The organism is Streptomyces sp. Ag109_O5-1 (genome assembly GCF_003814875.1).
Lineage (GTDB): Bacteria > Actinomycetota > Actinomycetes > Streptomycetales > Streptomycetaceae > Streptomyces > Streptomyces sasae.
The window spans coordinates 8,290,458-8,315,772 of record NZ_RKQF01000001.1 but is presented as its reverse complement, the minus strand read 5'-3'; the positions used below and the strand labels follow the sequence as shown (position 1 = coordinate 8,315,772).

25 protein-coding genes and 1 riboswitch are annotated in these 25,315 nt (G+C 72.6%); of the genes, 14 read left to right on the top strand and 11 right to left on the bottom strand.

The genetic code is table 11. The features are described 5' to 3' along the window. Window positions 1-51 precede the first annotated feature (51 nt). Window positions 52-1,137: an MBL fold metallo-hydrolase gene (locus EDD90_RS37850; RefSeq protein ID WP_123977543.1), complete on the top strand. Its 1,086-nt coding sequence runs from the start codon at window positions 52-54 to the stop codon at window positions 1,135-1,137. Window positions 1,138-1,177: 40 nt separating this feature from the next. Beyond that, window positions 1,178-1,630, top strand: coding sequence for a nuclear transport factor 2 family protein (locus EDD90_RS37845; protein ID WP_123977541.1), 453 nt, complete (start codon window positions 1,178-1,180; stop codon window positions 1,628-1,630). 22 nt (window positions 1,631-1,652) lie between these two features. On the opposite strand, the gene EDD90_RS37840 is transcribed toward EDD90_RS37845, so the two are convergent. The 3 genes from EDD90_RS37840 to EDD90_RS37835 form a co-directional block, all read right to left on the bottom strand. After that, window positions 1,653-3,071, bottom strand: a complete 1,419-nt coding sequence (locus EDD90_RS37840; protein WP_123977540.1) for an NAD(P)/FAD-dependent oxidoreductase — start codon at window positions 3,069-3,071, stop codon at window positions 1,653-1,655. Between the two features lie 86 nt (window positions 3,072-3,157). Further along, complete coding sequence (locus tag EDD90_RS57810; RefSeq protein WP_260328384.1) at window positions 3,158-3,289, bottom strand: hypothetical protein; 132 nt, start codon at window positions 3,287-3,289, stop codon at window positions 3,158-3,160. Window positions 3,290-3,438: 149 nt separating this feature from the next. Next, a complete protein-coding gene (locus tag EDD90_RS37835; RefSeq protein WP_123977538.1) occupies window positions 3,439-4,089 on the bottom strand; it encodes a phosphotransferase in 651 nt (216 codons plus the stop codon). 54 nt (window positions 4,090-4,143) lie between these two features. Further along, window positions 4,144-4,268: riboswitch (cobalamin riboswitch) on the top strand. 112 nt (window positions 4,269-4,380) lie between these two features. Between EDD90_RS37835 and EDD90_RS37830 the strand changes: the two genes are divergently transcribed. The 7 genes from EDD90_RS37830 (at window position 4,381) to EDD90_RS37800 (ending at window position 11,423) form a co-directional block, all read left to right on the top strand. Next, complete coding sequence (locus EDD90_RS37830; RefSeq protein WP_123977536.1) at window positions 4,381-5,595, top strand: prenyltransferase/squalene oxidase repeat-containing protein; 1,215 nt, start codon at window positions 4,381-4,383, stop codon at window positions 5,593-5,595. Beyond that, a complete protein-coding gene (locus tag EDD90_RS37825) occupies window positions 5,592-6,209 on the top strand; it encodes an SCO2322 family protein (RefSeq protein WP_123977534.1) in 618 nt (205 codons plus the stop codon). The genes EDD90_RS37830 and EDD90_RS37825 overlap by 4 nt, the downstream gene beginning before the upstream one ends. Then, entirely contained in the window at window positions 6,202-7,449 is a 1,248-nt protein-coding gene (locus EDD90_RS37820; protein WP_123977532.1) for an energy-coupling factor transporter transmembrane component T, read from the top strand. Before EDD90_RS37825 ends, EDD90_RS37820 begins: the two co-directional genes overlap by 8 nt. Next, entirely contained in the window at window positions 7,446-9,050 is a 1,605-nt protein-coding gene (locus tag EDD90_RS37815) for an ABC transporter ATP-binding protein (RefSeq protein ID WP_123977530.1), read from the top strand. The genes EDD90_RS37820 and EDD90_RS37815 overlap by 4 nt, the downstream gene beginning before the upstream one ends. Continuing rightward, window positions 9,047-9,856 carry an ECF transporter S component gene (locus EDD90_RS37810; protein WP_123977528.1) on the top strand — a complete coding sequence of 270 codons (810 nt, stop codon included), beginning with the start codon at window positions 9,047-9,049 and terminating at the stop codon, window positions 9,854-9,856. The genes EDD90_RS37815 and EDD90_RS37810 overlap by 4 nt, the downstream gene beginning before the upstream one ends. 336 nt (window positions 9,857-10,192) lie before the next feature. After that, window positions 10,193-10,606, top strand: coding sequence for a transglycosylase SLT domain-containing protein (locus EDD90_RS37805; protein WP_123977526.1), 414 nt, complete (start codon window positions 10,193-10,195; stop codon window positions 10,604-10,606). A 133-nt stretch (window positions 10,607-10,739) separates the two neighbouring features. Further along, on the top strand, window positions 10,740-11,423 hold the full coding sequence (locus EDD90_RS37800) for a YoaK family protein (protein ID WP_123977524.1): 684 nt from the start codon (window positions 10,740-10,742) through the stop codon (window positions 11,421-11,423). Window positions 11,424-11,531: 108 nt separating this feature from the next. Here the strand turns inward: EDD90_RS37800 and EDD90_RS37795 are convergent, their stop codons facing one another. Beyond that, window positions 11,532-12,767, bottom strand: a complete 1,236-nt coding sequence (locus EDD90_RS37795) for a cytochrome P450 (protein ID WP_123977522.1) — start codon at window positions 12,765-12,767, stop codon at window positions 11,532-11,534. Between the two features lie 260 nt (window positions 12,768-13,027). On the opposite strand from EDD90_RS37795, the gene EDD90_RS37790 reads away from it, so the two are divergent. Together EDD90_RS37790 and proP are read left to right on the top strand one after the other, a co-directional pair. Beyond that, on the top strand, window positions 13,028-14,197 hold the full coding sequence (locus tag EDD90_RS37790; RefSeq protein ID WP_123977520.1) for a steroid 3-ketoacyl-CoA thiolase: 1,170 nt from the start codon (window positions 13,028-13,030) through the stop codon (window positions 14,195-14,197). Between the two features lie 342 nt (window positions 14,198-14,539). Beyond that, window positions 14,540-15,991: a glycine betaine/L-proline transporter ProP gene (gene proP, locus EDD90_RS37785; RefSeq protein ID WP_185149373.1), complete on the top strand. Its 1,452-nt coding sequence runs from the start codon at window positions 14,540-14,542 to the stop codon at window positions 15,989-15,991. A 112-nt stretch (window positions 15,992-16,103) separates the two neighbouring features. Here proP and EDD90_RS37780 read toward each other — a convergent pair whose 3' ends face one another. Beyond that, a complete protein-coding gene (locus tag EDD90_RS37780) occupies window positions 16,104-17,093 on the bottom strand; it encodes a peptidoglycan-binding protein (protein ID WP_123977518.1) in 990 nt (329 codons plus the stop codon). A gap of 172 nt (window positions 17,094-17,265) precedes the next feature. Here EDD90_RS37780 and EDD90_RS37775 point away from each other — a divergent pair, with 172 nt between their 5' ends. After that, on the top strand, window positions 17,266-19,302 hold the full coding sequence (locus tag EDD90_RS37775) for a DHA2 family efflux MFS transporter permease subunit (RefSeq protein WP_123977516.1): 2,037 nt from the start codon (window positions 17,266-17,268) through the stop codon (window positions 19,300-19,302). On the opposite strand, the gene EDD90_RS37770 is transcribed toward EDD90_RS37775, so the two are convergent. Next, window positions 19,295-19,792, bottom strand: coding sequence for a GNAT family N-acetyltransferase (locus EDD90_RS37770; protein WP_123977514.1), 498 nt, complete (start codon window positions 19,790-19,792; stop codon window positions 19,295-19,297). The genes EDD90_RS37775 and EDD90_RS37770 overlap by 8 nt on opposite strands. Window positions 19,793-19,917: 125 nt before the next feature. Between EDD90_RS37770 and EDD90_RS37765 the strand changes: the two genes are divergently transcribed. Then, window positions 19,918-20,562: a hypothetical protein gene (locus EDD90_RS37765; RefSeq protein WP_123977512.1), complete on the top strand. Its 645-nt coding sequence runs from the start codon at window positions 19,918-19,920 to the stop codon at window positions 20,560-20,562. Window positions 20,563-20,635: 73 nt separating this feature from the next. On the opposite strand, the gene EDD90_RS37760 is transcribed toward EDD90_RS37765, so the two are convergent. Further along, window positions 20,636-21,094, bottom strand: coding sequence for a DUF1992 domain-containing protein (locus EDD90_RS37760; RefSeq protein WP_123977510.1), 459 nt, complete (start codon window positions 21,092-21,094; stop codon window positions 20,636-20,638). 103 nt (window positions 21,095-21,197) lie between these two features. Here EDD90_RS37760 and EDD90_RS37755 point away from each other — a divergent pair, with 103 nt between their 5' ends. Continuing rightward, window positions 21,198-21,587, top strand: coding sequence for an FHA domain-containing protein (locus tag EDD90_RS37755; protein WP_123977508.1), 390 nt, complete (start codon window positions 21,198-21,200; stop codon window positions 21,585-21,587). A 16-nt stretch (window positions 21,588-21,603) separates the two neighbouring features. Here EDD90_RS37755 and EDD90_RS37750 read toward each other — a convergent pair whose 3' ends face one another. The 4 genes from EDD90_RS37750 to EDD90_RS37735 form a co-directional block, all read right to left on the bottom strand. Then, complete coding sequence (locus EDD90_RS37750; RefSeq protein ID WP_123977506.1) at window positions 21,604-22,275, bottom strand: O-methyltransferase; 672 nt, start codon at window positions 22,273-22,275, stop codon at window positions 21,604-21,606. Between the two features lie 111 nt (window positions 22,276-22,386). Next, a complete protein-coding gene (locus tag EDD90_RS37745) occupies window positions 22,387-23,568 on the bottom strand; it encodes a DUF2330 domain-containing protein (RefSeq protein WP_123977505.1) in 1,182 nt (393 codons plus the stop codon). Between the two features lie 250 nt (window positions 23,569-23,818). Further along, entirely contained in the window at window positions 23,819-24,475 is a 657-nt protein-coding gene (locus EDD90_RS37740; protein ID WP_123977503.1) for an HAD-IA family hydrolase, read from the bottom strand. 156 nt (window positions 24,476-24,631) lie between these two features. Next, the gene (locus tag EDD90_RS37735) at window positions 24,632-25,213 is read right to left on the bottom strand and encodes a TMEM165/GDT1 family protein (protein WP_123977501.1); all 582 of its coding nucleotides are present in this window, start codon (window positions 25,211-25,213) and stop codon (window positions 24,632-24,634) included. Between the last annotated feature and the right edge of the window lie 102 nt (window positions 25,214-25,315).

The following is a 25,315-nucleotide window of genomic DNA, read 5'->3' as shown; positions in this document are numbered from 1 at the left end:
GGCTATAGTGAGCAGGAGCCGTGCGGCGGTGCGGGGGCGGAGGGCGGCGGAATGGCGAACGGCCAGAACGAGCGTGACGGACAGGGCGAGTCGGCGGCGGGGCGGCCCGAGGTGACCGTGCACGACCACGGCGGGGGCGTGCGCTCCGTCGAGGTCCCCATCCCGGACAACCCGCTCGGCCACACCCTGGTGTACGTCGTCGACACCGACCGCGGGCCGGTGCTGGTCGACACCGGGTGGGACGATCCCGGGTCGTGGGATGTGCTGGTGGCGGGGCTGGGCGGGTGCGGTACGGCGGTCGGGGAGGTGTACGGCGTCGTCATCACGCATCACCATCCCGACCATCACGGGCTGTCGGGACAGGTGCGGGAGACGTCCGGGGCGTGGGTGGCGATGCACGCGGCCGACGCGGCGATCGTGCGGCGGACGCGGGAGACCGGGTCCGAGCGGTGGTTCAGCTACATGGAGGCGAAGCTGACCGCCGCCGGTGCGCCCGAGGAGCATGTGGCGCCGCTGCGCGGAGGCCGTCGTGGCCGCTCCCTGCCCGGCCTGTCCCCCGCCCTTCCCGACCGGGAGATCGTGCCCGGCGAACTCCTCGACCTGCCGGGCCGCCGGCTGCGCGCCGTCTGGACACCCGGGCACACGCCCGGTCATGTCTGCCTGCACCTGGAGGAGGAACATCCGAGCCGACTCCCCGGCCACGGCCGCCTGTTCTCCGGTGACCACCTCCTCCCCGAGATCACCCCGCACATCGGGCTGTACGAGGACCCCGAGGACGCGACCGTCACCGACCCCCTCGGCGACTACCTCGACTCGCTGGAACGCATCGGCCGCCTCGCCCCCGCCGAGGTCCTCCCGGCCCACCAGCACACCTTCACCGACGCACCGGGCCGGGTACGGGAACTCCTGGCCCACCACGAGGAGCGCCTTGCCGGGCTCCGCTCCCTTCTCCAGCAGCCGCTCACCGCTTGGCAGTTGGCGGTACGGATGGAGTGGAACCGGCCCTGGGAGCAGATCCCCTACGGATCGAGGAACATCGCGGTCTCGGAGGCCGAGGCCCATCTACGACGCCTGGTGAAGCTGGGACACGTGGAGCAGGTGGCGGGGAGCGAGCCGGTCACGTACGTGGCGGTGTAATCCGGTCGCCGGGCGCGGTCCCCCGCTGTTAGACAGTCGCATGGACCCCTTGGAGCAACTCCTCGCCGAACGCGCCTGCGAGCGCCTCGTCATCGACTTCGTCCACCGGCTCGATCTCGGCCGGCCGGCCTCCGTCGCCGAGTTGTTCACGGCGGACGGCTGGTGGGAGTGGCCGCCGCCCGGGGACGGGCGGCGGGCCGCAGGGCAGGAGGCGCTGGCCGCGTACTTCGGCGCCCGGCCGACGGGCCGGCTGTCCCGGCGCATCATGTCCAACATCCTGGTCACGGTCACCGGACCGGACACGGCGACGGCCACGTCGTACTTCCAGACGTACCGCGTCGACGGGTACGAGGGGGGCCTGGTGCCGGCCGGGCCGCCCGTCCAGATCGGCCAGTACGAGGACACGTTCCGGCGCCTCGACGGCCGATGGCTGTTGTCCTCCCGCTCCCTGGTCCTCCCCTTCGGCGGGCCGACTCCGCAGGCGAGCGGGTGAAGTGCCCCTTTGCCCTGGTGAGTTACCCCTCCAGCCCCGCCGCCGCCCGCTCCGCCGCCGACAACGGCACCTCTCCCAACGGCCCCTTCCGGCCCCCGAAGAAGATGTTCCACAGCATGTCGGGGGCGAAGAGCCGTGTCGGGGCCGTCTTCAGGCTCATCACGTCCAGCAGTCCGTGCAGTGCGCGCGGGTTCTCCGAGCCCGCCGCCACCGCCTTGTCGACGTACGCCGTGAGCAGGCGTTCCACCGCCCTCGGCGGCTCCGGTGCCGCTCCGGGGTAGTACGCGTCCTGTCCCACGGCCAGGTTCCACGCGTTGCCCACCGGGCGGGCCACCGCGCGCTGGATACGGCGGGCGGTGCCCGGAGCGCCCGCACCGTGCCTGTCGAGCACCTCGCGGACCGCGATCGCGCTCTGGGCGGCGACCGAGAGGCCGTGGCCGTAGACCGGGTTGTAGCCGGCGACCGCGTCGCCGATCACCGCGAAGCCCTCCGGCCAGGCGGGGGCGTTCTCGTAGTAGCGGCGGCGGTTGGCCGTGCTGCGGGTGGTCACCGGGTCGGTCAGCGGCTTGGCGCCCGCGATCAGCCGGCCGATGATCGGGTCCTTGAGGCCGGTCAGGGCGAAGGGCCCGAACTCGGCCGGATCGGCGGTCGGTTGGCCGCCGCGCGTACCCGAGACGGTGACCAGCCAGCGGCCGCCCTCGATGGGGATGAGGACCCCGCCGCGGCCGGGGGCGTTGCGCGGGTCGGCCTGGACGTTGACGACCGGGTAGCGGGGCACGGCGGCGGTCGCGGGCGGGGCCTCGTAGACGCGGCTGGCGTAGGCCACCCCGGCGTCCACGACGCGCTCCACGACCGGCGGCAGGCCCAGCTCCGTCAGCCAGTCCGGCGTCCGGGAGCCCCGGCCGCTCGCGTCGATGACCAGGTCTGCGTGCAGGACGCCGAGTTCACCGTCGTCCGAGATGCGGATGCCGGTCACCCGGCCACGGTCTCCGACCAGCCCCGCCACCCGGGTGCCGTCCCGCAGCGTCACCCGGGGCCTGCCGAGCACGTCCGCGCGGATCACCGCGTCCAGCAGGTCACGGCTGCACACGATCATGTTGTGCCGGGAGTCGGTGAACCGCCGGAACCAGTGTCCCGAAGGCGCCTTGCTGACCAGGTCCTTCATCACGTCGATGAGTCCGGCGCCCTTGCCGACGAGTTCGCCGGTGATGCCGGGGAGCAGGTCTTCGAGGGCGGCCACGCCGCCCGACCACAGGAGATGGGCGTGCCTGGCCTGCGGCAGCCCCTTGCGGTGTGCGGGGCCCGCCGGCAGCCGGTCGGCCTCGACGACGGTGACCTCGTCGAAGCGGGTGGCGAGGACCGAGGCGGCGAGCAGTCCGGCGGTGCTGCCGCCGATGACGATCGCGGTACGACGGACCGCTGCGGTTGCTCTGTCAGACATGAGTGCTGAAGCTTTCTGCGACATCCGCCCCCTGTTCGAGGAGGGCGGTTCCGACCCGGGTGGATTGACGTGCACGGGCGCTCGGCTCAGTTGGCGGCGGCACCCTCGGAGGCGGCGCCGAGCAGTTCGGCGACGACCCCGACGGGGATTCCGGTGCGGGAGGTCAGCTCCCCCAGCCGCTCCGGTACGCCGGTCAGCGGGGCATGGGCGTCGCTCACCAAGGTCCCCCTGGACGTGCGTCGTTGGTCGGTCGGCCAAGCAGTCGCGAGGTTATCGAATCGCCCGTGCCGCCCACCAGACGCGGCAACACCCTCCGCCGGACGGCCCGCCACCTGCCCGCGACCGTCGCCCCACTCGCGACCGCGGCTCAGCAGACGAACCCTCGTATCAACTCCCCGGCCTCACCGAGCAGTTCGACCTCCCGCCGACTCATCGTCGGATTGACCGCCCGCCGCCGCAGCGCCTCCGTCAGCCCCTCCTCGGTCAGTTCGCCCGGATCGGCCAGCAGGGCCGCCAGCAGCTCGCGGGCCAACGGCATCCCGTCCACGGCGACCTGGGCGAGGATCACCGCGGACATGGCCCAGTCGAGACCGGGCGGCCCGTCCTCGGCGTTGGACCAGTCGATGACCCGGGGCCCGTCGGGGGTCAGGATCACGTTGTCGGGGTGCAGGTCGAGGTGGAGGACGCGCGAGCCGGGGTCGGCCGGGTTCCGGCCGGGCACCGCGTGCAGCCGCCGGAGCAGCGAGGCGAGCAGCGCACCGCCCTCCTCCGCGCCCATCCCGCCCGCCAGCAGTGCCGCCAGCATGGTCGGCCCCGACAGCCGCTCCATCACCAGGTCGGTCCGGGACCCGGAGGGCCGCACCCGGGGCACCGGGTACCCGTGCTCCCGTACGTACGTCATCAGCGCGCCCTTGGCCGCCGCGTCCCCCCAGTCGCCCCGCTCGCGGCGCAGCACCCACGCCTCGTCGATCTCGTACACATCGGCCGAACGACCCGAGCCGAGCAGTCTCCCCGTCATGGCGCGACCATAACGAAACGGGCTCCGCACAGCCGCCCCTCAGCTTCTTGTTGACGCCCGGTAAAGTAGCGGGGTCGTCATCACCCGTACGGGGGGAAGCCGGTGTAATTCCGGCGCTGACCCGCAACCGTGAGCCGTTCCGTGCGGCGAGCCGGACTGCCCCGCGCGGACGTTGATCGGCTCAGGTGCGCCGGTGTCCGCCGGCGCACGGCACCGTCGAGGTTACGGAGCCGAGCCGCCGGGGTGTCCCGTGCTGCCCGGCTCCCCCACAGGGAGAGGCACCCGCCGACCATGAACGTCCTCCGCCGCAGCGCCGCGGTGCTGGCCGCCACCGCCGTCATCGGCGCCGCCATGCCCACGATGACCGCACTGGCCGCCGACGATCCGTCCCCGTCCGCCTCGGCGGCGCTCCCGTCGGGGCTGTACGGCAGCACGGACCCCAAGTACGACGGCGTCTGGCGCCAGTCGCTCGCCCTGCTCGCGCAGCACACGGCCGGGGTGACCCCGGCCGCGAAGGCGGTGGACTGGCTCGCCGGGCAGCAGTGCGCGAACGGCGCGTTCGCCGCGTTCCGCGCCGAGCCGACGGCGGCCTGCGACGCCAAGGTGACGGTCGACACGAACAGCACGGCGGCCGCCGTACAGGCGCTGAAGGCGGTCGGCGGCCACGACTCCGCCGTGGGCAAGGCCGTGACCTGGCTGAAGTCGCAGCAGAACAAGGACGGCGGCTGGGGCTACGCCCCGGGCTCGCCCAGCGACACCAACTCCACCGGCGTGGTCATCGGCGCCCTCGCGGCGGCCGGCGCGAGCGCGGACCGGACGCCGTACGACCTGCTGGCCAAGTGGTCCATCCCCTGCGACCAGGACGGTGGTGGCGGCGGTGGTCTCGCCTACCAGCCGGACAAGACGGGGAAGCTGACCGCCAACGCGGACGCCACGGCCGCCGGGGTGCTCGGCGCCCTCGGCAAGGGGTTCGCGGCGACGGCCGGCAAGGCCCCGGTGGAGGGATACATCTGCGCCGACTCCGACAAGGCCCGCACCCGGGATGAGGTGGCCCGCAACGGCGCCGAGTACCTCGCGGACGCCGTGCACGAGAAGGGCTACCTGGTCTCCGCGCTCCCCGGTGCCAAGCCCCAGCCGGACTACGGAAACACCGCCGACGCGGTCGTCGCCATGGCCGCGCAGGGCTGGACGAAGCCGGCGAAGAAGTCGTACGCCTGGCTGACGGCGAACTCCGCGCAGTGGGCGAAGCAGAGCGGGCCCGCGGCCTACGCCGAGCTGATCTTCGCGGCGCACGCGATGGGCGCGGATCCGCGCGACTTCGGCGGTACGGACCTGGTGACGGCGCTGAACGCGACGGGACCGGCCCCGCGGGCGGCTGCCGCCGAGCACACCGGGGCGAAGAAGTCGTCGGGCACCAGTGTGTGGTGGATCGTCGGCACCGGTCTCGTCGCGGGTATCGGCATCGGCTTCCTGTTCAGCGGCCGCCGGAAGCAGCGGCAGCTGTGACCGCCGTCCGCCGGGCCGCGCTGCTGCTCATGACCGCGCTCCTGGTCTGGGGGGCCGCGGCGGGGCCGGCCCAGGCCGCCGGCTACCGCTACTGGTCCTTCTGGGAGCGGGACGGTTCGCGCTGGACGTACGCCACGCAGGGCCCCTCGACCGCGCGGCCCGCCGACGGTGCGGTGGAGGGTTTCCGCTTCGCGGTGAGCGAGGACCCGGCGGACGCGTCGCGGCCGCGCGGGGCGGCGGACTTCGGGACGATCTGCGCGGACACGGCCCCGGTGCGGGGCAGGAAACGGGTCGCGCTGGTCATCGACTTCGGTACGACGGCGGACGCGCCGTCCGGCGAGCGGCCGCCGGCGGGGCGGACGGCGTGCGCGGTGGTGTCCGGGGACGCGACGACGGCGGAGGCGCTGGCCGCTGTGGCGAAGCCGTTGCGGTACGACACGAACGCGTTGTTGTGTGCGATCGCCGGGTATCCCGAGAAGGGGTGCGGGGAGAAGGTGGCGGCGAGTGGTACGTCGGGCAGCGGGCCGTCTGTCGGGTTGCTGGCCGGGGCGGGAGTGGTCGTGGTTCTGGCCGCGGGGGCGGTTTGGCAGGCGCGGCGGCGGAAGGATGCGTGATCGGGGCGACCGCCGCTCGGCTGCGGGCCGGTGGGGGCTGGTCGCGCAGTTCCCCGCGCCCCTGACGGGGCGCTTCGGTCAGGGGCGCTCTTTCAGTTCCCCGGCTGCGGGCAGTCGTGCCGCTGGGGCGGCCCCCCGTCAGCGCCGGCAACCGAAACCCCCCGCGCCCCGGCACCAGCACCGCTCCCGCGTCCACCCCGGCGCCTGGTGGCTCTGGTCGCTTTCCCTCGGTGTTGCCGCGTCCCGTACCGGCAACCCTCTGCTTCTCGCCCTCCTCGTCGCGGTGACCGGGTATGTCGTCGCCGTCTGCCGGAGCCGGGCGCCCTGGGCGCGGTCCTACTCCGCCTTCGCCAAGCTCGGCCTCGCCGTGCTCCTCGTCCGTCTCGCCTTCACCGTGGTCCTCGGCTCCCCGATCCCCGGCTCGCACACCCTTCTCACCCTCCCCGAAGTCCCCCTCCCCCACTGGGCCCAGGGCATCCGGCTCGGCGGAAAGGTCACCGCCGAGGCGCTCGTCTTCTCCCTCTACGACGGTCTCCGGATCGCCACCCTGCTGATCTGCGTCGGCGCCGCGAACGCGCTCGCCAACCCGGCCAGGCTCCTCAAGTCCCTCCCGGGCGCGCTGTACGAGCTGGGTGTGGCCGTGGTCGTCGCCCTCACCTTCGCGCCGAATCTGATCGCCGACGTCCAGCGGCTGCGTGCCGCCCGCCGGCTGCGCGGCCGTCCCGACTCCGGTGTCCGCGGTCTGCTGCAGGTCGGACTCCCCGTCCTGGAGGGCGCGTTGGAGCGGTCGGTCGCCCTCGCCGCCGCGATGGACGCGCGCGGTTACGGCCGCAGCGCCGACGTCCCGGCCCGGGTCCGCCGTACGACGGCCGGGCTCACCCTCGGCGGTCTGCTCGGCGTCTGTGCGGGAACGTACGGCCTGCTCACCGCCGAGGGCGGCGGCTACGGGCTGCCCGTGCTGCTGGCCGGGGTCGGGGCCGCGCTGGCGGGGCTGCGGCTCGGGGGCCGGCGTTCGCTGCGGACCCGTTACCGCCCGGATCCGTGGGACGCGCATGCCTGGCTGGTGTCCGGGTCGGGCGCCGCCGTCGCCGCCCTGCTCACCCTGGCGTCGGTGCGTGATCCGGACGCCCTGCATCCCGGGGTCGTACCGCTGGTCGCCCCCACGCTTCCGCTGTGGCCGGCGGCCGCCGTGCTGCTCGGTCTGCTGCCCGCCCTCATCGTGCCGAAGGAGTCGCCGTGATCCGCTTCGAGGATGTCTCCGTGACGTACGAGGGCGCGGCCCGACCCGCCGTCCAGGGCGTCGACTTCGAGGTGCCGGAAGGTGAACTCGTCCTGCTCGTCGGCCCGTCCGGCACCGGCAAGTCGACGATCCTCAACTCCGTGAGCGGGCTGGTGCCACACTTCACCGGGGGCACCCTGCGCGGCCGGGTGACGGTCGCGGGGCGGGACACCCGGACCCACAAGCCGCGCGAACTCGCCGATGTCGTCGGCACGGTGGGGCAGGATCCGCTCGCGCACTTCGTGACCGACACGGTGGAGGACGAACTGGCCTACGGGATGGAGTCGTTGGGGATCGCCCCGGCCGTGATGCGGCGGCGGGTGGAGGAGGTCCTCGATCTGCTCGGGCTCGCCGAGCTGCGGGACCGGGCCATCGCCACCCTCTCCGGCGGGCAGCGGCAGCGGGTCGCGATCGGGTCGGTGCTCACCCCGCATCCCGCGGTCCTGGTCCTGGACGAGCCGACCTCCGCCCTGGACCCGGCCGCCGCCGAGGAGGTGCTGGCCGTGCTGCAGCGCCTGGTCCACGATCTGGGGACGACCGTCTTCCTGGCCGAGCACCGGCTGGAGCGGGTGGTGCAGTACGCGGACCGGGTCGTGCTGCTCCCAAAGGCGGGAGCGGCGCCCGTGGTCGGTACTCCCGCCGAGGTGATGGCCGTGTCGCCGGTGTGTCCGCCGGTGGTGGAGCTGGGGCGGCTGGCCGGGTGGTCACCGCTGCCGATGACCGTGCGGGACGCCCGGCGGCAGGCGGGCGGGCTGCGGGAGCGTCTCGCCGGGCGGACGCCGCCGCACCACCGAACGGCCGCACCCGCGGCTCCGCTCGCCGAGGTGCGCTCCCTCGCCGTGCGGCGGGAGCGGGTCGACGCGCTCCGGTACGTGGATCTCGCCGTCGCGCCCGGCGAGACCGTCGCGCTCATGGGCCGTAACGGCGCCGGGAAGTCCACCCTGCTCAGCGCCCTGGTCGGACTCGTCGCGCCGAGCGGCGGCACGGTCCGGGTCGGTGGCGCGGTCCCACATCGCACGGCCCCGCGCGACCTGGTACGCCTTGTCGGTCTGGTCCCGCAGGAACCCCGTGACCTGCTGTACGCCGACACGGTGGGCGCCGAGTGCGCGGCCGCCGACCGGGACGCGGGGGCGGTACCGGGGACCTGCCGCGGCCTGGTGTCCGGGTTGCTGCCGGGAGTCGGCGACGACACGCATCCGCGGGACCTGTCCGAGGGGCAGCGGCTCGCCCTCGCGCTCGCCGTCGTCCTCACCGCCCGGCCGCCGCTGCTCCTCCTCGACGAGCCGACCCGGGGGCTGGACTACGCGGCGAAGGCCCGGCTGGTCGGCGCGCTGCGCGGGCTGGCCGCCGACGGGCACGCGATCGTGCTGGCCACGCACGACGTGGAACTGGCCGCCGAACTCGCGCACCGGGTGGTGCTGCTCGCGGAGGGGGAGGTGATCGCGGACGGGCCGACGGACGACATCGTCGTGTCCTCGCCGTCGTTCGCGCCGCAGGTGACGAAGATCCTCGCCCCGCAGCGGTGGCTCACGGTGCCCCAGATACGGGAGGCACTGGCATGAGCAGTCCGGTCCGGCTCGGCCCCCGCTCCCTCGCCGCCCTCCTCCTCGTCAGCGCGGTCGGCGTGGTCGCGATCGGCTGGCCCTTGTTCGCCCCGCCCTCCTCCCGGATCGCCTCGCACGCCCAGGACGCGCCCTGGCTCTTCGCGGGGCTGCTGGTCCTGCTGGTCGCCGTGCTCGCGGCGACCATCTCGGAGTCGGGGCTCGGCCCCAAGGCCGTCGCCATGCTGGGGGTGCTGGCCGCGACCGGCGCGGCGCTGCGGCCGGTCGGCGCGGGCACCGCCGGGATCGAGCCGATGTTCTTCCTGATGGTGCTCAGCGGGCGGGTGCTGGGGCCCGGCTTCGGGTTCACCCTCGGCTCGCTCACCCTGTTCACATCGGCGCTGCTCACGGGTGGGGTAGGACCGTGGCTGCCGTTCCAGATGCTGGCGATGGGCTGGTTCACGATGGGGGCCGGTCTGCTGCCGGGGCCCGAGCGGCTGCGGGGGCGGGCGGAGCTCGCGCTGCTCGCGGTCTACGGGTTCCTGGCCGCGTTCGCCTACGGCACGGTCGTGGACCTGGCCGGCTGGCCGCTGCTCAGCGGCACCGCCTCGAACATCGCCTTCGATCCGGACGCCGGGCCCGCCGCCAACCTGGCCCGTTTCCTCGCCTACAGCCTGGCCACCGCCATGGGCTGGAACCTGGGCCGGGCCCTGTGCACGGTCGTGCTCACCCTCGCGCTCGGTCCGGCCCTGCTGCGGGCGCTGCGCCGGGCGACCCGCCGGGCCGCTTTCGAGACCGCGGTCACCTTCGACGACCCCGGGGCGTGAGCCGTCGTACGCGCACGGTCAGCCGACCGGTGAAGCACCCCACATGACGCACGTCACCTACGATCCGGAACAGTAGTCAGACTTTTCCTGAATGTCCGGTTTGAGGCGCCCGCTGACCTGCGGATTGAGAGCCACGCCACACAACGGACCTTCCCCGCCTATGCGATCACAACTAGTAAAAGGGGTGATTGCGGACGGGTTTCCGGACTGCTTGTCTGGACGACGTCGCCAGGCGCCACGAGCCCACCCGGGCCGCGGCGCCGACGCATACGGCCACCGCACAAGGTGTGGTTCCGGAGCGCGGCGACTTCCTGTCCCCGACGAACGAGGTTCTCCGTGTCCGTGTCCTTCATCCGTCGCATCGCCTCCCCGAAGAAGGTCCTCACCGTCGCCGCCGTGGCCGCCGCCACCGCCGGTATGGCGCTGAGCGCGGCGCCCGCGCAGGCCGCCACCACCTCGGCCTCCTCCGCCCAGACGATCGCGCACAAGATGATTCCGGACGCCGCACAGTTCAACGCGTTCTCCAAGATCGTCTCCCACGAGAGCGGCTGGAACCCCTCCGCCACCAACTCGTCCTCCGGCGCCTACGGCCTGGTCCAGGCCCTGCCCGCCTCGAAGATGTCGTCCGCCGGCTCCGACTGGAAGACCAACCCGGCCACCCAGATCAAGTGGGGCCTGGACTACATGAACTCCCGCTACGGCAGCCCGACGGCCGCCTGGAGCTTCTGGCAGGCCAACGGCTGGTACTGAGCCGCCTGACCGGCTCCCCGCTGTTTTCCGGCACCCTCGCCCCCTTCTCCGGGCGAGGGTGCCGGCGTAAGTCCGGACGTGGTGGACTGTCCCGGAACCGAACCACTCGGTCCTGCGCACCACCGGAGGAACGATGACGACGGCCACCCCGCCCCGCGACCCCGAGACCCGCGGCGTGCGGCTGGTGGCCGTGCTGCTGGCCCTGACCGTGGTGAGCGGTCTGATCGACGCCGTCAGCTATCTCGGCCTGGGCCATGTCTTCACCGCGAACATGACCGGAAACGTGGTGGTGCTCGGCTTCGCCGCCGCCGGGGCGCCCGGCTTCTCCGTCCCCCATACGGCGACCTCCCTGGCCCTCTTCCTGCTGGGCGCGGTGGTGGGCGGCCGGCTGTCGGCCCGTCTCGGGGGCGGCTCCCGCCGGAAGTGGGCGCGGGTGACCCTGACGGCCGAGGCGCTGCTGGTGGGTGCGTCGGCGCTGGTGGCCTTCGCCTGGCCGGGCACGAACGCGACGACGTACGCCCTGATCGCCCTGACGGCCTTCGCGATGGGCCTGCGCAACGCGACCGTGCGCAAGCTGGGCGTCCCCGATCTGACGACCACGGTCCTGACGATGACCCTGACCGGCCTCGCCTCCGAGTCCCGCCTGGGCGACGGAACGGGCCACCGCTCGCCGCGCCGCACGGCCTCGGTCGTCGCGATGCTCGTGGGCGCGACCCTCGGCGCCTGGCTGGTGGTCCACCACGACCTGGGCATCCCCCTGCTGGTCGCGGCGGCGGTCTCCGGGGTGCTGGCGGTGATCGCCTCAGGGAGGGAGTAGGGGGCGTCTCGGGGGAGGCAGGAACGGGGCGTAGGGACAGGGGGTGCTCCTGCCTCCCTCGGGGCGGGCCGGCGGCGCCGGGAGCCGTCGGCCCGGGTCCGGAAGGGTCTACGACGTGGTCACCTGGAGGTGTTTCACGCCGTTGATCCACGCCGAGCGGAGCCGGTCCGGGTCGCCGACCAGACGGAGGTCCGGCATCGCGTCGGCTATGGCGTTGAAGATCAGGTCGATTTCGAGGACGGCCAGGGACTTGCCGAGGCAGTAGTGCGGACCGCCGCCCCCGAAGCCGAGGTGGGGGTTGGGGTCGCGGGCGATGTCGAAGTCGTCGGGGTCGGTGAAGACCTCGGGGTCGTGGTTGGCGGAGGCGTAGAAGACGCCGACCCGGTCGCCCTTGCGGATCAGTTTGCCGCCCAGCTCGGTGTCCTGGGTGGCGGTGCGCTGGAAGGAGTTGACCGGGGTGGCCCAGCGCACGATCTCCTCGGCGGCGGTCGCCGGGCGCTCGCGCTTGTAGAGGTCCCAGGCCCCGGGGTGGGTGAGGAAGGCGTGCATGCCGTGGGTGATGGCGTTGCGGGTGGTCTCGTTGCCGGCCACCGCGAGCATCAGCACGAAGAAGCCGAACTCGTCGGAGTTCAGATTGCCCTCGTCCTCGGCCGCCACCAGCGTGGAGACGATGTCCCCGGCCGGGCACTGCTTGCGGTCGGCGGCCATGTTCATCGCGTAGGCGATCAGTTCGGTGGCGGACTCGGCGCCCACCGCCTCGGTGATCGCGTACTCCGGGTCGTCGTACGAGATCATCTTGTTGGACCAGTCGAAGATCTTGGCCCGGTCGTCCTGCGGGATGCCGATCAGCTCGGCGATCGCCTGGAGGGGGAGCTCGCAGGCGACCTCGGTGACGAAGTCGAAGGGTCCCGAGTGGGCGCGGGCCGCCTCGACGATCGCCCCGGCCCTGGCCCGCAGCCGTTCCTCCAGGGCGCGGATCGAGCGCGGGGTGAAGCCGCGCTGGATGATCTGGCGGACCCGGGTGTGCTCCGGCGGGTCCATGTTCAGCAGGATCAGCCGCTGGGCGTCGATCGCGTCCCGCTGCATGTGCTCGCCGAACCGGATGATCGCCGTGTTGAGCCAGGACGAGAAGATCTCGGGGTGCGTGGAGACGTACTTGACGTCCGCGTGCCGGGTGACGGCCCAGTAGCCGTCGTCCGCGAACCCGGCGAGGCCGTGCGGCTGTTCGATCCAGCGGACCGGTTCGGCGCGGCGCAGTTCGGCGAACTCCGGGAGCGGCACCCGGTGATGGAGCAGATCGGGGTCGGTGAGGTCGAACCCGTCGGGCAGCGCGGGACAGGGCATGAGCGGCTCACTCCCACCGTGTACAGGTCTGAGAAGCGTTCTGACGGTCTGTCAGAAAACGACGGTTGCCGTGAAGGTAGTAACGGGTTCCACAAGTCGCAAGGGGCACGGTCGCTCCAATTACTTGCAACCCCCTTGCGGTTGTGGACAGCCTGTCAGCAGACTGCACACAGAACTAGTACGCGTTCTAGTTCTGCGTGGCGGGCCGGGCCGGGACGCCCCTGCGCCGCGCGGGTGACCGAGGAGAGGACCGAGCCCCCATGGCCGCGGAACCCGTGATCGTCGAAGCCGTACGCACCCCCATCGGCAAGCGCGGTGGCGCGCTCGCCAACCTCCATCCCGCCTATCTCCTGGGCGAGACCTACCGTGAACTCCTCGGCCGCACCGGCATCCCCGCCGACTGCGTCGAGCAGATCGTCGGCGGCACGGTGACGCACGCCGGCGAGCAGTCCATGAACCCCGCGCGCACGGCCTGGCTGACCATGGGACTGCCGTACGAGACGGCGGCGACGACCGTCGACTGTCAGTGCGGTTCCTCGCAGCAGGCCTCGCACATGACCGCCAACATGATCGCCGCCGGGGTCATCGACGTCGGGATCAGCTGCGGGGTCGAGGCGATGTCCCGCGTGCCCCTGGGCTCCGGCTCCAAGCACGGGCCGGGCAAACCCTTCCCCGACGAGTGGAACGTCGATCTGCCCAACCAGTTCGAGGCCGCCGAGCGCATCGCCCGCAACCGGGGCCTGACCCGCGAGGACGTCGACGCGCTCGGGCTGCTCTCGCAGGAGCGGGCGGCGCACGCCTGGGCCGAGGAGCGTTTCAAGCGCGAGACCTTCGCCGTCCAGGTGCCGACGACGGAGGAGGAGCAGCACGCGGGGCAGGGCATGTGGCGCCTGGTCGACCGGGACGAGGGGCTGCGCGACACGTCGGCGGAGGCGCTGGCGGGCCTCAAGCCGGTCATGCCCACCGCCGTCCACACGGCCGGCAACTCGTCCCAGATCTCCGACGGCGCCGCCGCGATCATGTGGGCGTCGAAGCGGATGGCCCGCGCCCTCAAACTCAGGCCCCGGGCCCGGATCGTCGCCCAGGCCCTGGTCGGCGCCGACCCGCACTTCCACCTCGACGGGCCGATCGACGCGACCCGGGCCGTGCTCGGCAAGGCCGGTATGACCCTGAAGGACATCGACCTGGTCGAGATCAACGAGGCGTTCGCGTCCGTGGTGCTCAGCTGGGCCCAGGTCTTCGAGCAGAACCTGGACAAGGTCAACGTCAACGGCGGCGCGATCGCCCTCGGCCATCCGGTGGGGGCCACCGGCGCCCGCCTCATCACCACCGCCCTGCACGAACTGGAGCGCGCGGACAAGGAGTTCGCCCTGGTCACGATGTGCGCGGGCGGCGGTCTGGCGACCGGGACGATCATCCAGCGGCTGTAGCGGGCCGGGCGGCGCCGTGCGAGGCGCGGCGCCGCCCGGGGCTCGCGACCAGGCGGTCGGCCTGCGACGTCCGCCGGTAGTAGACCCGGCCGCCCTGCCGGGGGCGCCGGAGCCGCCGCGAGCACGGTTCTCGGGGCCGTGGTCGCCGACTCCGAGGCGCACGCCGTGGCGAGCAGCGCGAGGACGGCCGTGCCATTCGCCTCGCCGCCCGCGGACGCGACATGGATCACAGTGCGCGGGCCGCATACAACCGCGGGAGCGGGCATACGTCCCTGCATACACCGCATTTAGCTGCACTATGCATCGACATGCGTACGCGACGTAAGGGCCCGAATCGGCCCTATGGTCGCTTTTCGACCCGTCCGGCGCCGTACGGGCCGCGTCCCCGTCCCCGTCGAAAGGCAGGCGAGCCCCGTTTTGGCGACCGCCGCAGCAGTCACCCCGTCCGTCCAGATCCCCGGTCCCCGCACCGCCTCACCCGCGCCCACGGTCACGGACCCCGCGCTGGTGAAGCGCGCCGTGAAGGCGGCCGCGCTCGGCAACGCCATGGAGTGGTTCGACTTCGGCGTCTACAGCTACATCGCGGTGACGCTGGGCAAGGTCTTCTTCCCGTCCGGCAACCCGACGGCCCAGCTGCTCTCCACGTTCGGAGCCTTCGCCGCGGCCTTCCTGGTCCGCCCGCTCGGCGGCATGGTCTTCGGCCCGCTCGGCGACCGGGTGGGCCGCCAGAAGGTCCTGGCCGTGACCATGATCATGATGGCGGCGGGCACCTTCGCGATCGGCCTGATCCCCTCCTACGCGACGATCGGCGTGGGCGCGCCCCTCCTTCTCCTCGCCGCCCGCCTGGTGCAGGGCTTCTCCACCGGCGGCGAGTACGCGGGCGCGTCCACGTTCATCGCCGAGTACGCCCCGGACAAGAAGCGCGGCTTCTTCGGCAGCTGGCTGGAGTTCGGCACGCTGGCGGGCTACATCGGCGGCGCGGGCCTGGTGACCCTGATGACGGCCCTGCTCGGCTCGGACGACCTGACGTCCTGGGGCTGGCGCATCCCGTTCCTGATCGCGGGCCCGATGGGCATCATCGGCCTCTACCTGCGGATGCGGCTGGAGGAGACCCCGGCGTTCGCGGCCGAGGTGGCGAAGGCCGAACAGGCCCGCCCCAAGGTCCCCCTGCGCGAGATGATCACCGGCCAGTGGAAGGCCCTGCTCCTGTGCATGGCCCTGGTCCTGGTCTTCAACGTCACGGACTACATGCTGCTGTCGTACATGCCCAGCTACCTGACGAGCGAGCTGAAGTACGACGAGACCCACGGCCTGCTGGTCGTCCTGGGCGTGATGGCGCTGATGATGATCGTCCAGCCGTTCGCGGGAGCGCTCACCGACCGTGTCGGCCGCCGCCCGGTGATCGCGGCGGGCTGCGCGGGCTTCCTCTTCCTCTCCGTCCCGGCCGTGCTCCTGATCCGCCAGGGCAGCCTGCTGGCGGTGGCCCTCGGCATGGGCGCCCTGGGTCTCCTCCTGGTCTGCTTCACGGCGGCGATGCCGGCGGCCCTCCCGGCCCTCTTCCCGACCCGGGTCCGCTACGGCTCCCTGTCGATCGGCTTCAACGTCTCGGTGTCCCTGTTCGGCGGCACGACCCCGCTGGTGGTCACGGCCCTGATCGGAGCGACGGGGAACATGATGATGCCCGCGTACTACATGATGGCGGCGGCGGTGATCGGCGGCTTCGCGGTATGGCGCATGAAGGAGACGGCGGGACAGCCTCTTCCGGGCTCGGCGCCTTCTGTAGAAGCACCCTGACAGCCGCGCCCCGAAAGGGGCGCGGGGCCCTGTCAATATGCGGCTCCGCCGCGTGGGCGCGACCAGCCCCCACCGGACCCGCAGCCGAACACGGCCCCAACGGCTACGACTCCTACGGCTCCTTCGTCTCGGCCTCCAAAGCCTTCCGCGTGGCCGCCCCGTAGACCCCCGACTCGTCGGCCAGAATCCCCCGCGTCAGCTGGTACGTCCGCACCGCGTCCTCTGTCTTCTGGTCGTAGTCGCCGTCGGCGTTCCCCGAGTAGAGGCTCAGCTGCTTCAGCCGGAGCTGGAGTTCCGTGACCTCCGCACCGCTGTCACCGAGGCGCAGGACCGGGGGCGTGCTGGGTTCCTGGGACGCGGACGTGCCCCCCGTCGACGCCGACGCCGTGGGCGTGGCCGAGCGGGAAGGGGTCCGGGAGGGCGTCGGGCTCGGCGAGGACGGGGACGGGGTGCTGGAGGGGCTCGCGCTGACGGACGGGGACGGCGCGGCCGAGGTGACGGAGGGCGAGGGCGTCGGCGTCGCGGCGGAGGCCGACGTCGGTGTCACGTCGGGGACGCTCTCCCGCACGTCCTCCGGCCCCGCCCCGTCCCGTGCCGGCGTGAGGTGGGCGAAGAGGCCGCTCACGAAACCCGCCACGGCGAGGATCGCGACCACCGCCCCGGCGACGGACAGCAGCAGGGCCCTCCGGGAGCGCCGACGAGGTTCCTCCGGGGACGCCCCGGGTCCGCCGTCGTACGGCGGCTCCGCATCGAGGACGGGCGGCACCGGCACCGCCCGCAACGGCATCGTCGACTCCGCCGGCACCGCCGGCTCCACCACCACCGCCGGCTCCACCACCGGCATCGGCTCCACCACCGGCATCGGCTCCACCACCGGCATCGGCTCGGTCTCCCCGCCGCCGGCGGTACCGGCACCGGCCTCGACGTCGATGTACGGCCGTATCCGCAGCGGGTCGAAGTCCTCCGCCGCCGCCTGTTCGGCCGTACGCGCGTCGCGCAACGCGTCGGACGCCCGCTGGTTGCAGTCGCAGGAGGGTGAGTTGTCCGGCCCCTTCGGCGCCCCGCACTCCGGGCACTGATGGCCTCCGGTCGTATCCGTCACGTCCGTCACGGTGTCCGCCCCTCCCCTTGCAAACTCCACAGATTATGCGAAGCACCCACACGTACGTTCGCAGGAACCCCTCGTTTCAAGGGCCGCAAAGAGAACTCGACGGGCCATAACGGGTTGCACCGTCCACGATGGAAGGTGGCCGGACGCACCCCGGGAGGTCTCCATGGCCCTGGACACGACGCACACCCCGGCGAAGGACGCGGAGCGCATACCCGGCAATGTGCTCGTGCCCATCGGCGCGCTGCTGCTCGGCCTGCTGCTGGCCGCGCTCGACCAGACCATCGTGTCGACGGCGCTGCCGACGATCGTCAGTGACCTCGGCGGTCTGGAGCACCTGTCCTGGGTGGTCACGGCCTATCTGCTGGCCTCCACCGCCGCCACCCCGCTCTGGGGCAAGCTCGGCGACCAGTACGGGCGCAAGAGGCTCTTCCAGATCGCGATCGTGATCTTCCTCGTCGGGTCGGCGCTGTGCGGGATGTCCCGGAACATGGGCGAGCTGATCGGCTTCCGCGCGCTGCAGGGGCTGGGCGGCGGCGGGCTGATGGTGCTGTCGATGGCGATCGTGGGAGATATCGTCCCGCCACGTGAACGCGGCCGCTACCAGGGGCTGTTCGGTGCCGTCTTCGGTGCGACCAGTGTGCTCGGGCCGCTGCTCGGCGGGGTGCTGACCGAGCAGCTGAGCTGGCGCTGGGTGTTCTACGTCAACCTGCCCGTCGGCATCGTCGCGCTCGCCGTGATCGCCACCGCCCTGCGCATCCCGCGCATGAGCGCCCGCCACGTCATCGACTACCTCGGCACCTTCCTGATCGCCGCCGTCGCCACCTGCCTGGTCCTGGTGGCCTCGCTGGGCGGGACCACCTGGGCATGGGGGTCGGCGCAGATCATCGGGCTGGTGGTCGTCGGGATCGTGCTCGCGGTCGCCTTCGTGGCCGTCGAGCGGCGGGCCGCCGAACCCGTCCTGCCGCTGAAGCTGTTCGGCATCCGCACCTTCACCCTCGCGGCCGTGATCAGCTTCATCGTCGGCTTCGCGATGTTCGGCGCGATGACCTATCTGCCGACGTTCCTCCAGGTGGTGCAGGGCGTATCGCCGACCATGTCCGGGGTGCACATGCTGCCGATGGTGATCGGCCTGCTGCTGTCCTCCACCCTCTCCGGCCAGATCGTCAGCCGCACCGGCCGCTGGAAGGTGTTCCCGGTCACCGGCACCGCCGTGACCACGATCGGGCTGCTGCTCCTGCACCGGCTAGACGAGCACAGCTCCACCGCGGAGATGAGCGGCTGCTTCTTCGTCTTCGGCCTGGGCCTCGGCCTGGTCATGCAGGTGCTGATCCTGATCGTGCAGAACGCCGTCTCCTACGAGGATCTCGGCGTCGCCACCTCCGGCGCGACCTTCTTCCGCTCCATCGGGGCCTCGTTCGGCGTGGCCATCTTCGGTTCCGTCTTCGCGAGCCGTCTCGCCGACAAGCTGGCCGACGCCTTCCGGGGCGTCCACCTGCCGGCCGGTGTCACCCCGGGCGCCCTCAGGGCCGACCCGCGAGGCATCGCCGCCCTGCCGCCCGCGCTGCGCCCGGCGGCGCTGCACGCGTACGCGTCCTCGATCACCGACGTCTTCCTGTACGCCGCTCCGGTGGCCGCCCTCGGCTTCGTCCTCGCCTGGTTCCTCAAGGAGGACCGGCTGCGCGGCTCGGTGACCGCGCCGGACGCCTCGGAGACCATCCCGCCCAACCCGGTCCAGCGGTCCTCCTACGACGAGTGCTGCCGGGCGCTGTCGCTGCTCGGCACCCGCGAGGGGCGCCGGGAGGTCTACCGGAAGATCAACGAGCGGGCGGGGCACGGCGATCTGCTGCCCGCCGCCGGCTGGCTGCTGCTGCGGATCCGCAAGTACGGCTCGGTGGAACCGGGCGTGCTCGCGGAACGCGGCCCCGTCCCGCTGAAGGTCGTACTGGAGGGCGCCCGCCAGCTGGAGGAGCGGCACCTGGCCGAACGCCTTGGCCTCGAACTGACGCCGACCGACGAGGGCCGGGTGCTCGCCGAACAGCTCGCCAGGGCCCGCGAGGAGTCCCTGGCCGATCTGCTCGGCGACTGGTGGGGGCCCGACCGGCCCACCGATCTGGACCGCCTGGTGCGGGAGTTGACGGACGAGATGTGCGGCACCCAGCGCGAGCAGCCACAGAACCCGGCGGCACGGCCGGTCAGTTGAACAGCTCCTTGCAAAACCAGTGTTCGGCGTAGACGTCGTCGTTGTGCCGCTGGGTCTCCGTGTAGCCGAGCCGCGCGTACAGGGCGCGCGCCTCCACCAGGTCGCTGCGGGTGTCCAGGACGATCCGCCGGGCGCCCAGGTCACGGGCCGCGTCCTCGGCCGCCGCGACGAGAAGCGCGGCGCCGCCCTTGCCGCGCAGCCCCTCCGGCACGAAGACCCGGGTGAGTTCGGCGGTGGCCGGGTCGAGGAGACGGACACCCGCGCTGCCGGCCGGCTCGCCGTCGTACCGGGCGATCAGCAACCGCCCGGCGGGCGGGGCGAGTTCGGCCCCGGTCCGGGCGGCGACCTCGCGCTCCAGCTCGGCCGGGTCGGTGCGCCGGTCCTCGTGGAGCAGGTACCAGCGGTCGCTGACCTCCGTGTAGTACGCCCGCCACAGCGCGCGGGCCACGGGCGAGTCGGGGCGTTCCGGGGTGATCGTCCAGGAGCTCATGGACCCGATCTCAGTCGGACCCGCCCGGCCTGCGCAACCGGATATGCGTGCGGCGGCTGTTTGCGCGGCGCCGTGCGGGTCACCCGGACGGCCGGCCCGTCGGGCCGAGACACCGGAAGGCAACCATGTCCACAGGCTTGACCATCGGGATCGTGATCGTGGCCGCCGTGGTCGTCGTCGCGGCCGCTCTGGCCATGACGTCCAGGGGCGGGAGCCCGCGCGGGCTGAAGCGGCGCTTCGGCCCCGAGTACGAGCGGGTCGTGGCCCAGCACGACGGCGACACCAGGGCGGCCGAGCGGGAGCTCGCCGAACGGGTGCAGCGCCACGGCGCACTGCACGAACGCGACCTGGAACCGGCGGAGCGCGAACGTTACGCGGCCCGCTGGACGACCGCACAGAAACAGTTCGTCGACTCGCCCCGGGAGGCCGTGACCGAGATCGACCGGCTGCTCGCCGAACTGGCCGCCGCCCGCGGCTTCCCGGAAGGGGGACGGTACGAGGACCAGGTCGCCGCGCTCTCCGTGCACCACGCCGACCACGTCGACGGCTACCGCCGCGTCCACCGTGTCGCCCTGGCGCCCCAGGGCGGGGCACCGCAGAGCCGGGCCGGCACCGAGGAGATGCGGGTCGCCCTGGTCGAGGCCCGTCCCCTCTTCGACGAGCTGGTCACCCCGGCCTCCCGCGGGCACGGCCGCCGTCACCGCGCCGGTGCCGGCTCCGGCGGCCGTCTGCCCTGGTCCGCCGACGCGGCCCGTCCGAAGGAGAGTTGACCGACATGACCGACGCGAGGACAGGATCCGGCCGCAGGCCCATCGGCGGCGACGGGGACCCCGGCGGCGGTTGCTACACCTGTGACTCCGGCTCCGCCTCCGCGGAACCTGCCGTACCCGCCGTACCCGCCGCCGCCCGGCGCTCCCGCCACTCCCGTACGACCTCCTCGACGTCGTACGGCTTCTTGCCCAGCGGGGGGCCGGGCGGGGGCTTGAACATCATGTCGCGGATCTTGACGTTGATCTCGGTGATGATCTTGCGGACGATCCGCTCCGAGGGGGCCGCCCAGGCGGCCGCCAGAGCGTCCTCGGCCTCCTTGCGCAGGGCGAGGGTCGGCGGCAGGAGGGCGAGGCCCTCACGGGCCAGCTTCCGCTTGACCCACCACATCTCGTCGTACGGCGCTTCCAGAGCGGCGGGCAACGGCTCGCCGGTGCCCGGCAGTTGATCGAACTCACCGCGCCGCTGGGCGTCCCCGATCTGCTTGTCGACCCAGGACTCGAACGGCACCCCGGGTGGTTTTCGCTCGGTCATGACTCCATTGTGCCGGACGCGATCCCGCCGGGCGTTTTATCATGCGGCCGAGATCCAGGATGGATCTCAGGAAAGACCCAGGAACCGCCCAGGGGGAACGCACGTGCTCGAACTCACCATGGCCTCCGTATCCGGGGAGACGGGCGAGACGGCCGGAATGCTCATGGCCGACGCGCCCAGTGAACCGGGCGCCGTGCTGCGAGTGGGCCGCGACGCTTCCGCGTGCCGGCTCGCCACGCCCGACGACTGGCTGTTCGTCTCCCGGGTGCACCTGGAGTTCCTGTGCGGCCCCGAGGGCGGCTGGCAGGTCAGCTGGCTGCGCGGCTCCCAGGCCGAACCCTCCTCCGAGGTGCTGCTGAAGGTCGGGGAGTACGCCCAGGCCATCCCGTACGGCGGGACCGTCGCGCTGCCCCGGGGCGGCTCCGGCGAGATCGTCGTCCGGGACCGCACCGCCCCGCGCAGCGTCAACGTGGGCTTCTACCACGAGGGTTGACCCTCCGAGAAGTTCCTCAGTCGAGCACCCGCGCCAGGGCGAAGCCGTCGTAGCCCTTGCTGCCGACCGTCTGGATCGCCGTACCGGTCAGCCTCGGGTGGGCGGCGATCAGCTCGATCGCGGCGCGGGTGCCGACCACGTCCGGCTCGCTGCTCTCCGCGTCGACGACCCGGCCGCCGCGCACCACGTTGTCGATGACGATCAGACTGCCGGTGCGGGTGAGCTTCAGCGCCCACTCCACGTAGTGCGGGTTGTTGGCCTTGTCGGCGTCGACGAAGACCAGGTCGAAGGGGGCCGGGTTCTCGTCGGCGAGCTTCGGCAGCGACTCCAGGGCGGGCCCGACCCGCACCTCGACGACCTTCTCCAGGCCGGCCCGGGCGATGTTGCGGACCGCGACCTCGGCGTGCCGGGCGCTGTACTCCAGCGAGATCAGCCTGCCGTCGGCGGGCAGGGCGCGGGCCAGCCAGATGGTGCTGTAGCCGCCGAGGGTGCCGATCTCCAGGATGTTCCGGGCGTCCTGGATCTGCGCGAGGAGCTGCAGCAGCTTGCCCTGGTTGGCGGTGACGTTGGCGTGCGGGAGCTCGTTGGCCTCGCTCTCCCGCAGGGCCGCCTGGAGCGCCTCGTCGTCCGGTGACAGGTGGCTGGTGAAGTAGAAGTCGACGTCGTCCCAGAGCTGAGAGCCGCTCATGCGTCCGCTGCCTTTCGCATATCCAGGTAGCTGTCCACTCACAGCTACCTGGATAGCACTACTGAGGCGGCGGGCGCCCGGGGGATCTCCCGCCCCGGTTCCGGGCGGAACTCAGCCGATCGGCGCAGGGGGCTGTACCGGGGGCGGCGACTGCACGGGCGGCGGGGGCTGTACCGGCGGCGGCGGGACGGCCGGGCGGCGGGACCGTCGTACGGTGACCAGGGTCCCCGCGGTGACGACCAGCAGCAGCCCGGTGCCCACCGACGCCAGCCAGGCCGGGATCCCGGCCACCTTGCGCAGCCGGTCCGTGTAGACGACCTGCTGGAACGCGGTGTCGGAGGACGCCCGGCGCAGCACGTGGTCGTCGGAGATCCGGGACGGGTACGGGAACTCCTGGGCGATCGCCGTCAGGTACGGGGTGCCGGCCGCGAGGCCGCGCAGCGCGCCGGCCGGACTGCTGAGACGGCCGGCGTAGACGATCCTGGGGCGCTCGCCCCCGATCGCCGCGCTCGGCTCCATGCGGTGGGCGGCGAGGACGTACAGGCCCAGTGACTGCGGGGTGGCCGCGAGCCCGGCCAGTCGCATCGGGTAGACCGGCCGGTCGCTGGCGAAGGCGAGGTGGAGCGGGTCGAGGGCGCCGTTCAGGGCGGTGTCCACGGCCTCGGGGGCGAGCCGGACCGCGACGTACTCCCAGCGGTGCTGGACGTACGGATGGAGCGCGGTGTTCAGGCGGGCCGGGAACGGGAAGCCGTTGCCGCGCAGCCAGCCGTCCAGGGCGCCGGGGTCGGTGGCGGTCAGCTGGGCCACGTCGAACGGGCCGAGCCGCTGACGGTCCACCACGCCGACGCCGGGGGCGTGGGCGTGGGCGTGGGCGGCTGCGCCGCCGGGCGGGCCGGGGGGTGTGCTGCTGCCGGTGGTGAGCGGCCAGTCGCCGTCCTGCGGCCAGAAGTGGTAGCGGGTGCGGTTCACCGGGGTGGTGAGGGTGTGCAGCTGGTCGAAGAGGGCCGGGTCGGCGAGGGCCACGGTGGCGCGGTGCGGGACGGGCATGATCCAGGCGGCGCGGTCGGCGTCGCCGGTGACCGTCAGGCGCATCACGATCTGTTCGCGTGTGCCGTCCCAGCGGACGACCGACTCCTCCCTGCCCACGGCGAGCTGCTGCCGGGCGTCGGGGACGAGGGCGCCGGCGGCGAAGGCGGACGAGGGGGCGGCGAGCCGGCCGAGCTGGATGCCGGCGAATATCAGGAGGAACGCGACCAAACGCGCGTGTCGGCCGGTGTGCCGCTGACCGATCATGAACCGATGCCCTCCGCCCTACCGCCGATCAGGACTCCAGACGGTATAGCGGAGGGCGTGATGCCTGGCGCCGTTCCGGACAGCTACCGTCTGTCGACCGACGGTACGGACGGGGCGGTCGGTTGGTTCGAACGGTGGTACGTCGTGTGGCTGCGGGTCCGTGGGGGCCGGTCGCGCAGTTCCTCCCCCAGCCTTCGGCCGGGGGGTACCCCCAGCGCCCCTTACGGGGCTCACTCAGCTGCGCCCGGCCTCAGCCGACGTGCACCCGGAGCAAGCCGCCCGCCACGCTCTCCACCCGCACCTCGGTCAGGTCGCGTACCACCGCGTCCGGGTCGTGTACGGCTGCCCGCGGCCCGACTCCCACCACGCGCATCCCCGCCGCACGCCCCGCAGCGATCCCCGCGCCGGAGTCCTCGAAGACCACGCAGTCCGCCGGGGCGACGCCCAGCTCCGCCGCCCCCTTCAGGAAGCCCTCCGGGTCGGGCTTGCTCGCGCCCACCGACTCCGCCGTGATCCGCACCGCCGGCAGCGGGAGCCCGGCCGCGGCCATCCGTACCGTCGACAGCGCCACGTCCGCCGAGGTCACCAGCGCGTGCGGCAACCCGTCCAGCGAGGCGAGGAAGGCCGCGGCGCCCGGGATCTCCACCACGCCGTCGGTGTCGGCGGTCTCCTCGGCGAGCATCCGCTCGTTGTCCGCGAGGTTCTGCTTCACGGGCCGGTCCGGCAGCAGTACCGCCATGGACGCGTGGCCCTGTCGCCCGTGGACGACCTTCATGACCTCGTCGCCGTCCAGACCGTGCCGGTCGGACCAGCGCCGCCAGATGCGCTCCACGACGGCGTCGGAGTTGACGAGGGTGCCGTCCATGTCGAGCAGCAGGGCGCGGGCGGTGAGGACAGTGGCCGTCATCGGGCAGCTCCTAGTACGAGAGAACAAGGCGGCCCCGCCCGCCGGTCAGGGAAAACGGGCGGGAGCCACTTTGTTTCTCCACGGTACAAAACAGAGTGGCCATCCCGCCACCGCCTTCGCCGACCGTTCACCGAGTCTTCAGCTCGCCCGGGCGGCTCAGCCCGCGATCGCCTCCCACAGGCTCCACACGCCCAGCCCCAGCATCAGCACGGCGGCGACCTGCGTGATCAGGTGCAGCGGCACCTTCTTCATCAGCGCCTTTCCGCCGACGATGCCCAGTCCGGCCACCGCCCACAGCCCCAGCACCGCACCCAGACCGACGGAGAGCGGGTCGTCGTAGCGGGCCGCGAGGTTGGCCGTCATGATCTGCGTGAGGTCACCGAACTCCGCGACCAGGATGAGCATGAAGCCGGTCCCGGCGACCTTCCAGAAGGACTGGTCGGCCGGCTTGCGGATCTCCTCCTCTTCCTCGCCCTTCTTCATCAGGAGCACGGCCGCGCCGCCGAGGAACAGCACGCCGGTGATCGCGTGCACGATCTGCTGCGGAAGCAGGGTCAGTACGCTGCCGGCCGCGACGGCGAGCACGACGTGCAGGAGGAAGGCCGCGGCGACACCGGCGAAGACGTACGACGCCCGGTAGCGCGTGCCCAGGACGAGGCCGGCGAGCGCGGTCTTGTCGGGCAGTTCGGCGAGGAAGATGACGCCGAAGACGAGCGCCGTCACGGTGATGCTGATCAAGGGTCCTCAATCGGTCGGGGCCGCCCCACCGAGAGTGCTGTTCCTCACAACGCGGACGCCTCGGCACGGCAGCACACAAAGGCACCCGCGCCGTACGGCATG

Coding starts and splice junctions, on each gene's coding strand:
- proP (WP_185149373.1), top strand. CDS start 14,540: ATGGTCGCTTTTCGACCCGTCCGGCGCCGTACGGGCCGCGTCCCCGTC.
- EDD90_RS37740 (WP_123977503.1), bottom strand. CDS start 24,475: ATGACGGCCACTGTCCTCACCGCCCGCGCCCTGCTGCTCGACATGGAC.
- EDD90_RS37770 (WP_123977514.1), bottom strand. CDS start 19,792: ATGAGCTCCTGGACGATCACCCCGGAACGCCCCGACTCGCCCGTGGCC.
- EDD90_RS37775 (WP_123977516.1), top strand. CDS start 17,266: ATGGCCCTGGACACGACGCACACCCCGGCGAAGGACGCGGAGCGCATA.
- EDD90_RS37810 (WP_123977528.1), top strand. CDS start 9,047: ATGAGCAGTCCGGTCCGGCTCGGCCCCCGCTCCCTCGCCGCCCTCCTC.
- EDD90_RS37795 (WP_123977522.1), bottom strand. CDS start 12,767: ATGCCCTGTCCCGCGCTGCCCGACGGGTTCGACCTCACCGACCCCGAT.
- EDD90_RS37800 (WP_123977524.1), top strand. CDS start 10,740: ATGACGACGGCCACCCCGCCCCGCGACCCCGAGACCCGCGGCGTGCGG.
- EDD90_RS37830 (WP_123977536.1), top strand. CDS start 4,381: ATGAACGTCCTCCGCCGCAGCGCCGCGGTGCTGGCCGCCACCGCCGTC.
- EDD90_RS37850 (WP_123977543.1), top strand. CDS start 52: ATGGCGAACGGCCAGAACGAGCGTGACGGACAGGGCGAGTCGGCGGCG.
- EDD90_RS37790 (WP_123977520.1), top strand. CDS start 13,028: ATGGCCGCGGAACCCGTGATCGTCGAAGCCGTACGCACCCCCATCGGC.
- EDD90_RS37835 (WP_123977538.1), bottom strand. CDS start 4,089: ATGACGGGGAGACTGCTCGGCTCGGGTCGTTCGGCCGATGTGTACGAG.
- EDD90_RS37820 (WP_123977532.1), top strand. CDS start 6,202: ATGCGTGATCGGGGCGACCGCCGCTCGGCTGCGGGCCGGTGGGGGCTG.
- EDD90_RS37840 (WP_123977540.1), bottom strand. CDS start 3,071: ATGTCTGACAGAGCAACCGCAGCGGTCCGTCGTACCGCGATCGTCATC.
- EDD90_RS37745 (WP_123977505.1), bottom strand. CDS start 23,568: ATGATCGGTCAGCGGCACACCGGCCGACACGCGCGTTTGGTCGCGTTC.
- EDD90_RS37845 (WP_123977541.1), top strand. CDS start 1,178: ATGGACCCCTTGGAGCAACTCCTCGCCGAACGCGCCTGCGAGCGCCTC.
- EDD90_RS37760 (WP_123977510.1), bottom strand. CDS start 21,094: ATGACCGAGCGAAAACCACCCGGGGTGCCGTTCGAGTCCTGGGTCGAC.
- EDD90_RS37765 (WP_123977512.1), top strand. CDS start 19,918: ATGTCCACAGGCTTGACCATCGGGATCGTGATCGTGGCCGCCGTGGTC.
- EDD90_RS37750 (WP_123977506.1), bottom strand. CDS start 22,275: ATGAGCGGCTCTCAGCTCTGGGACGACGTCGACTTCTACTTCACCAGC.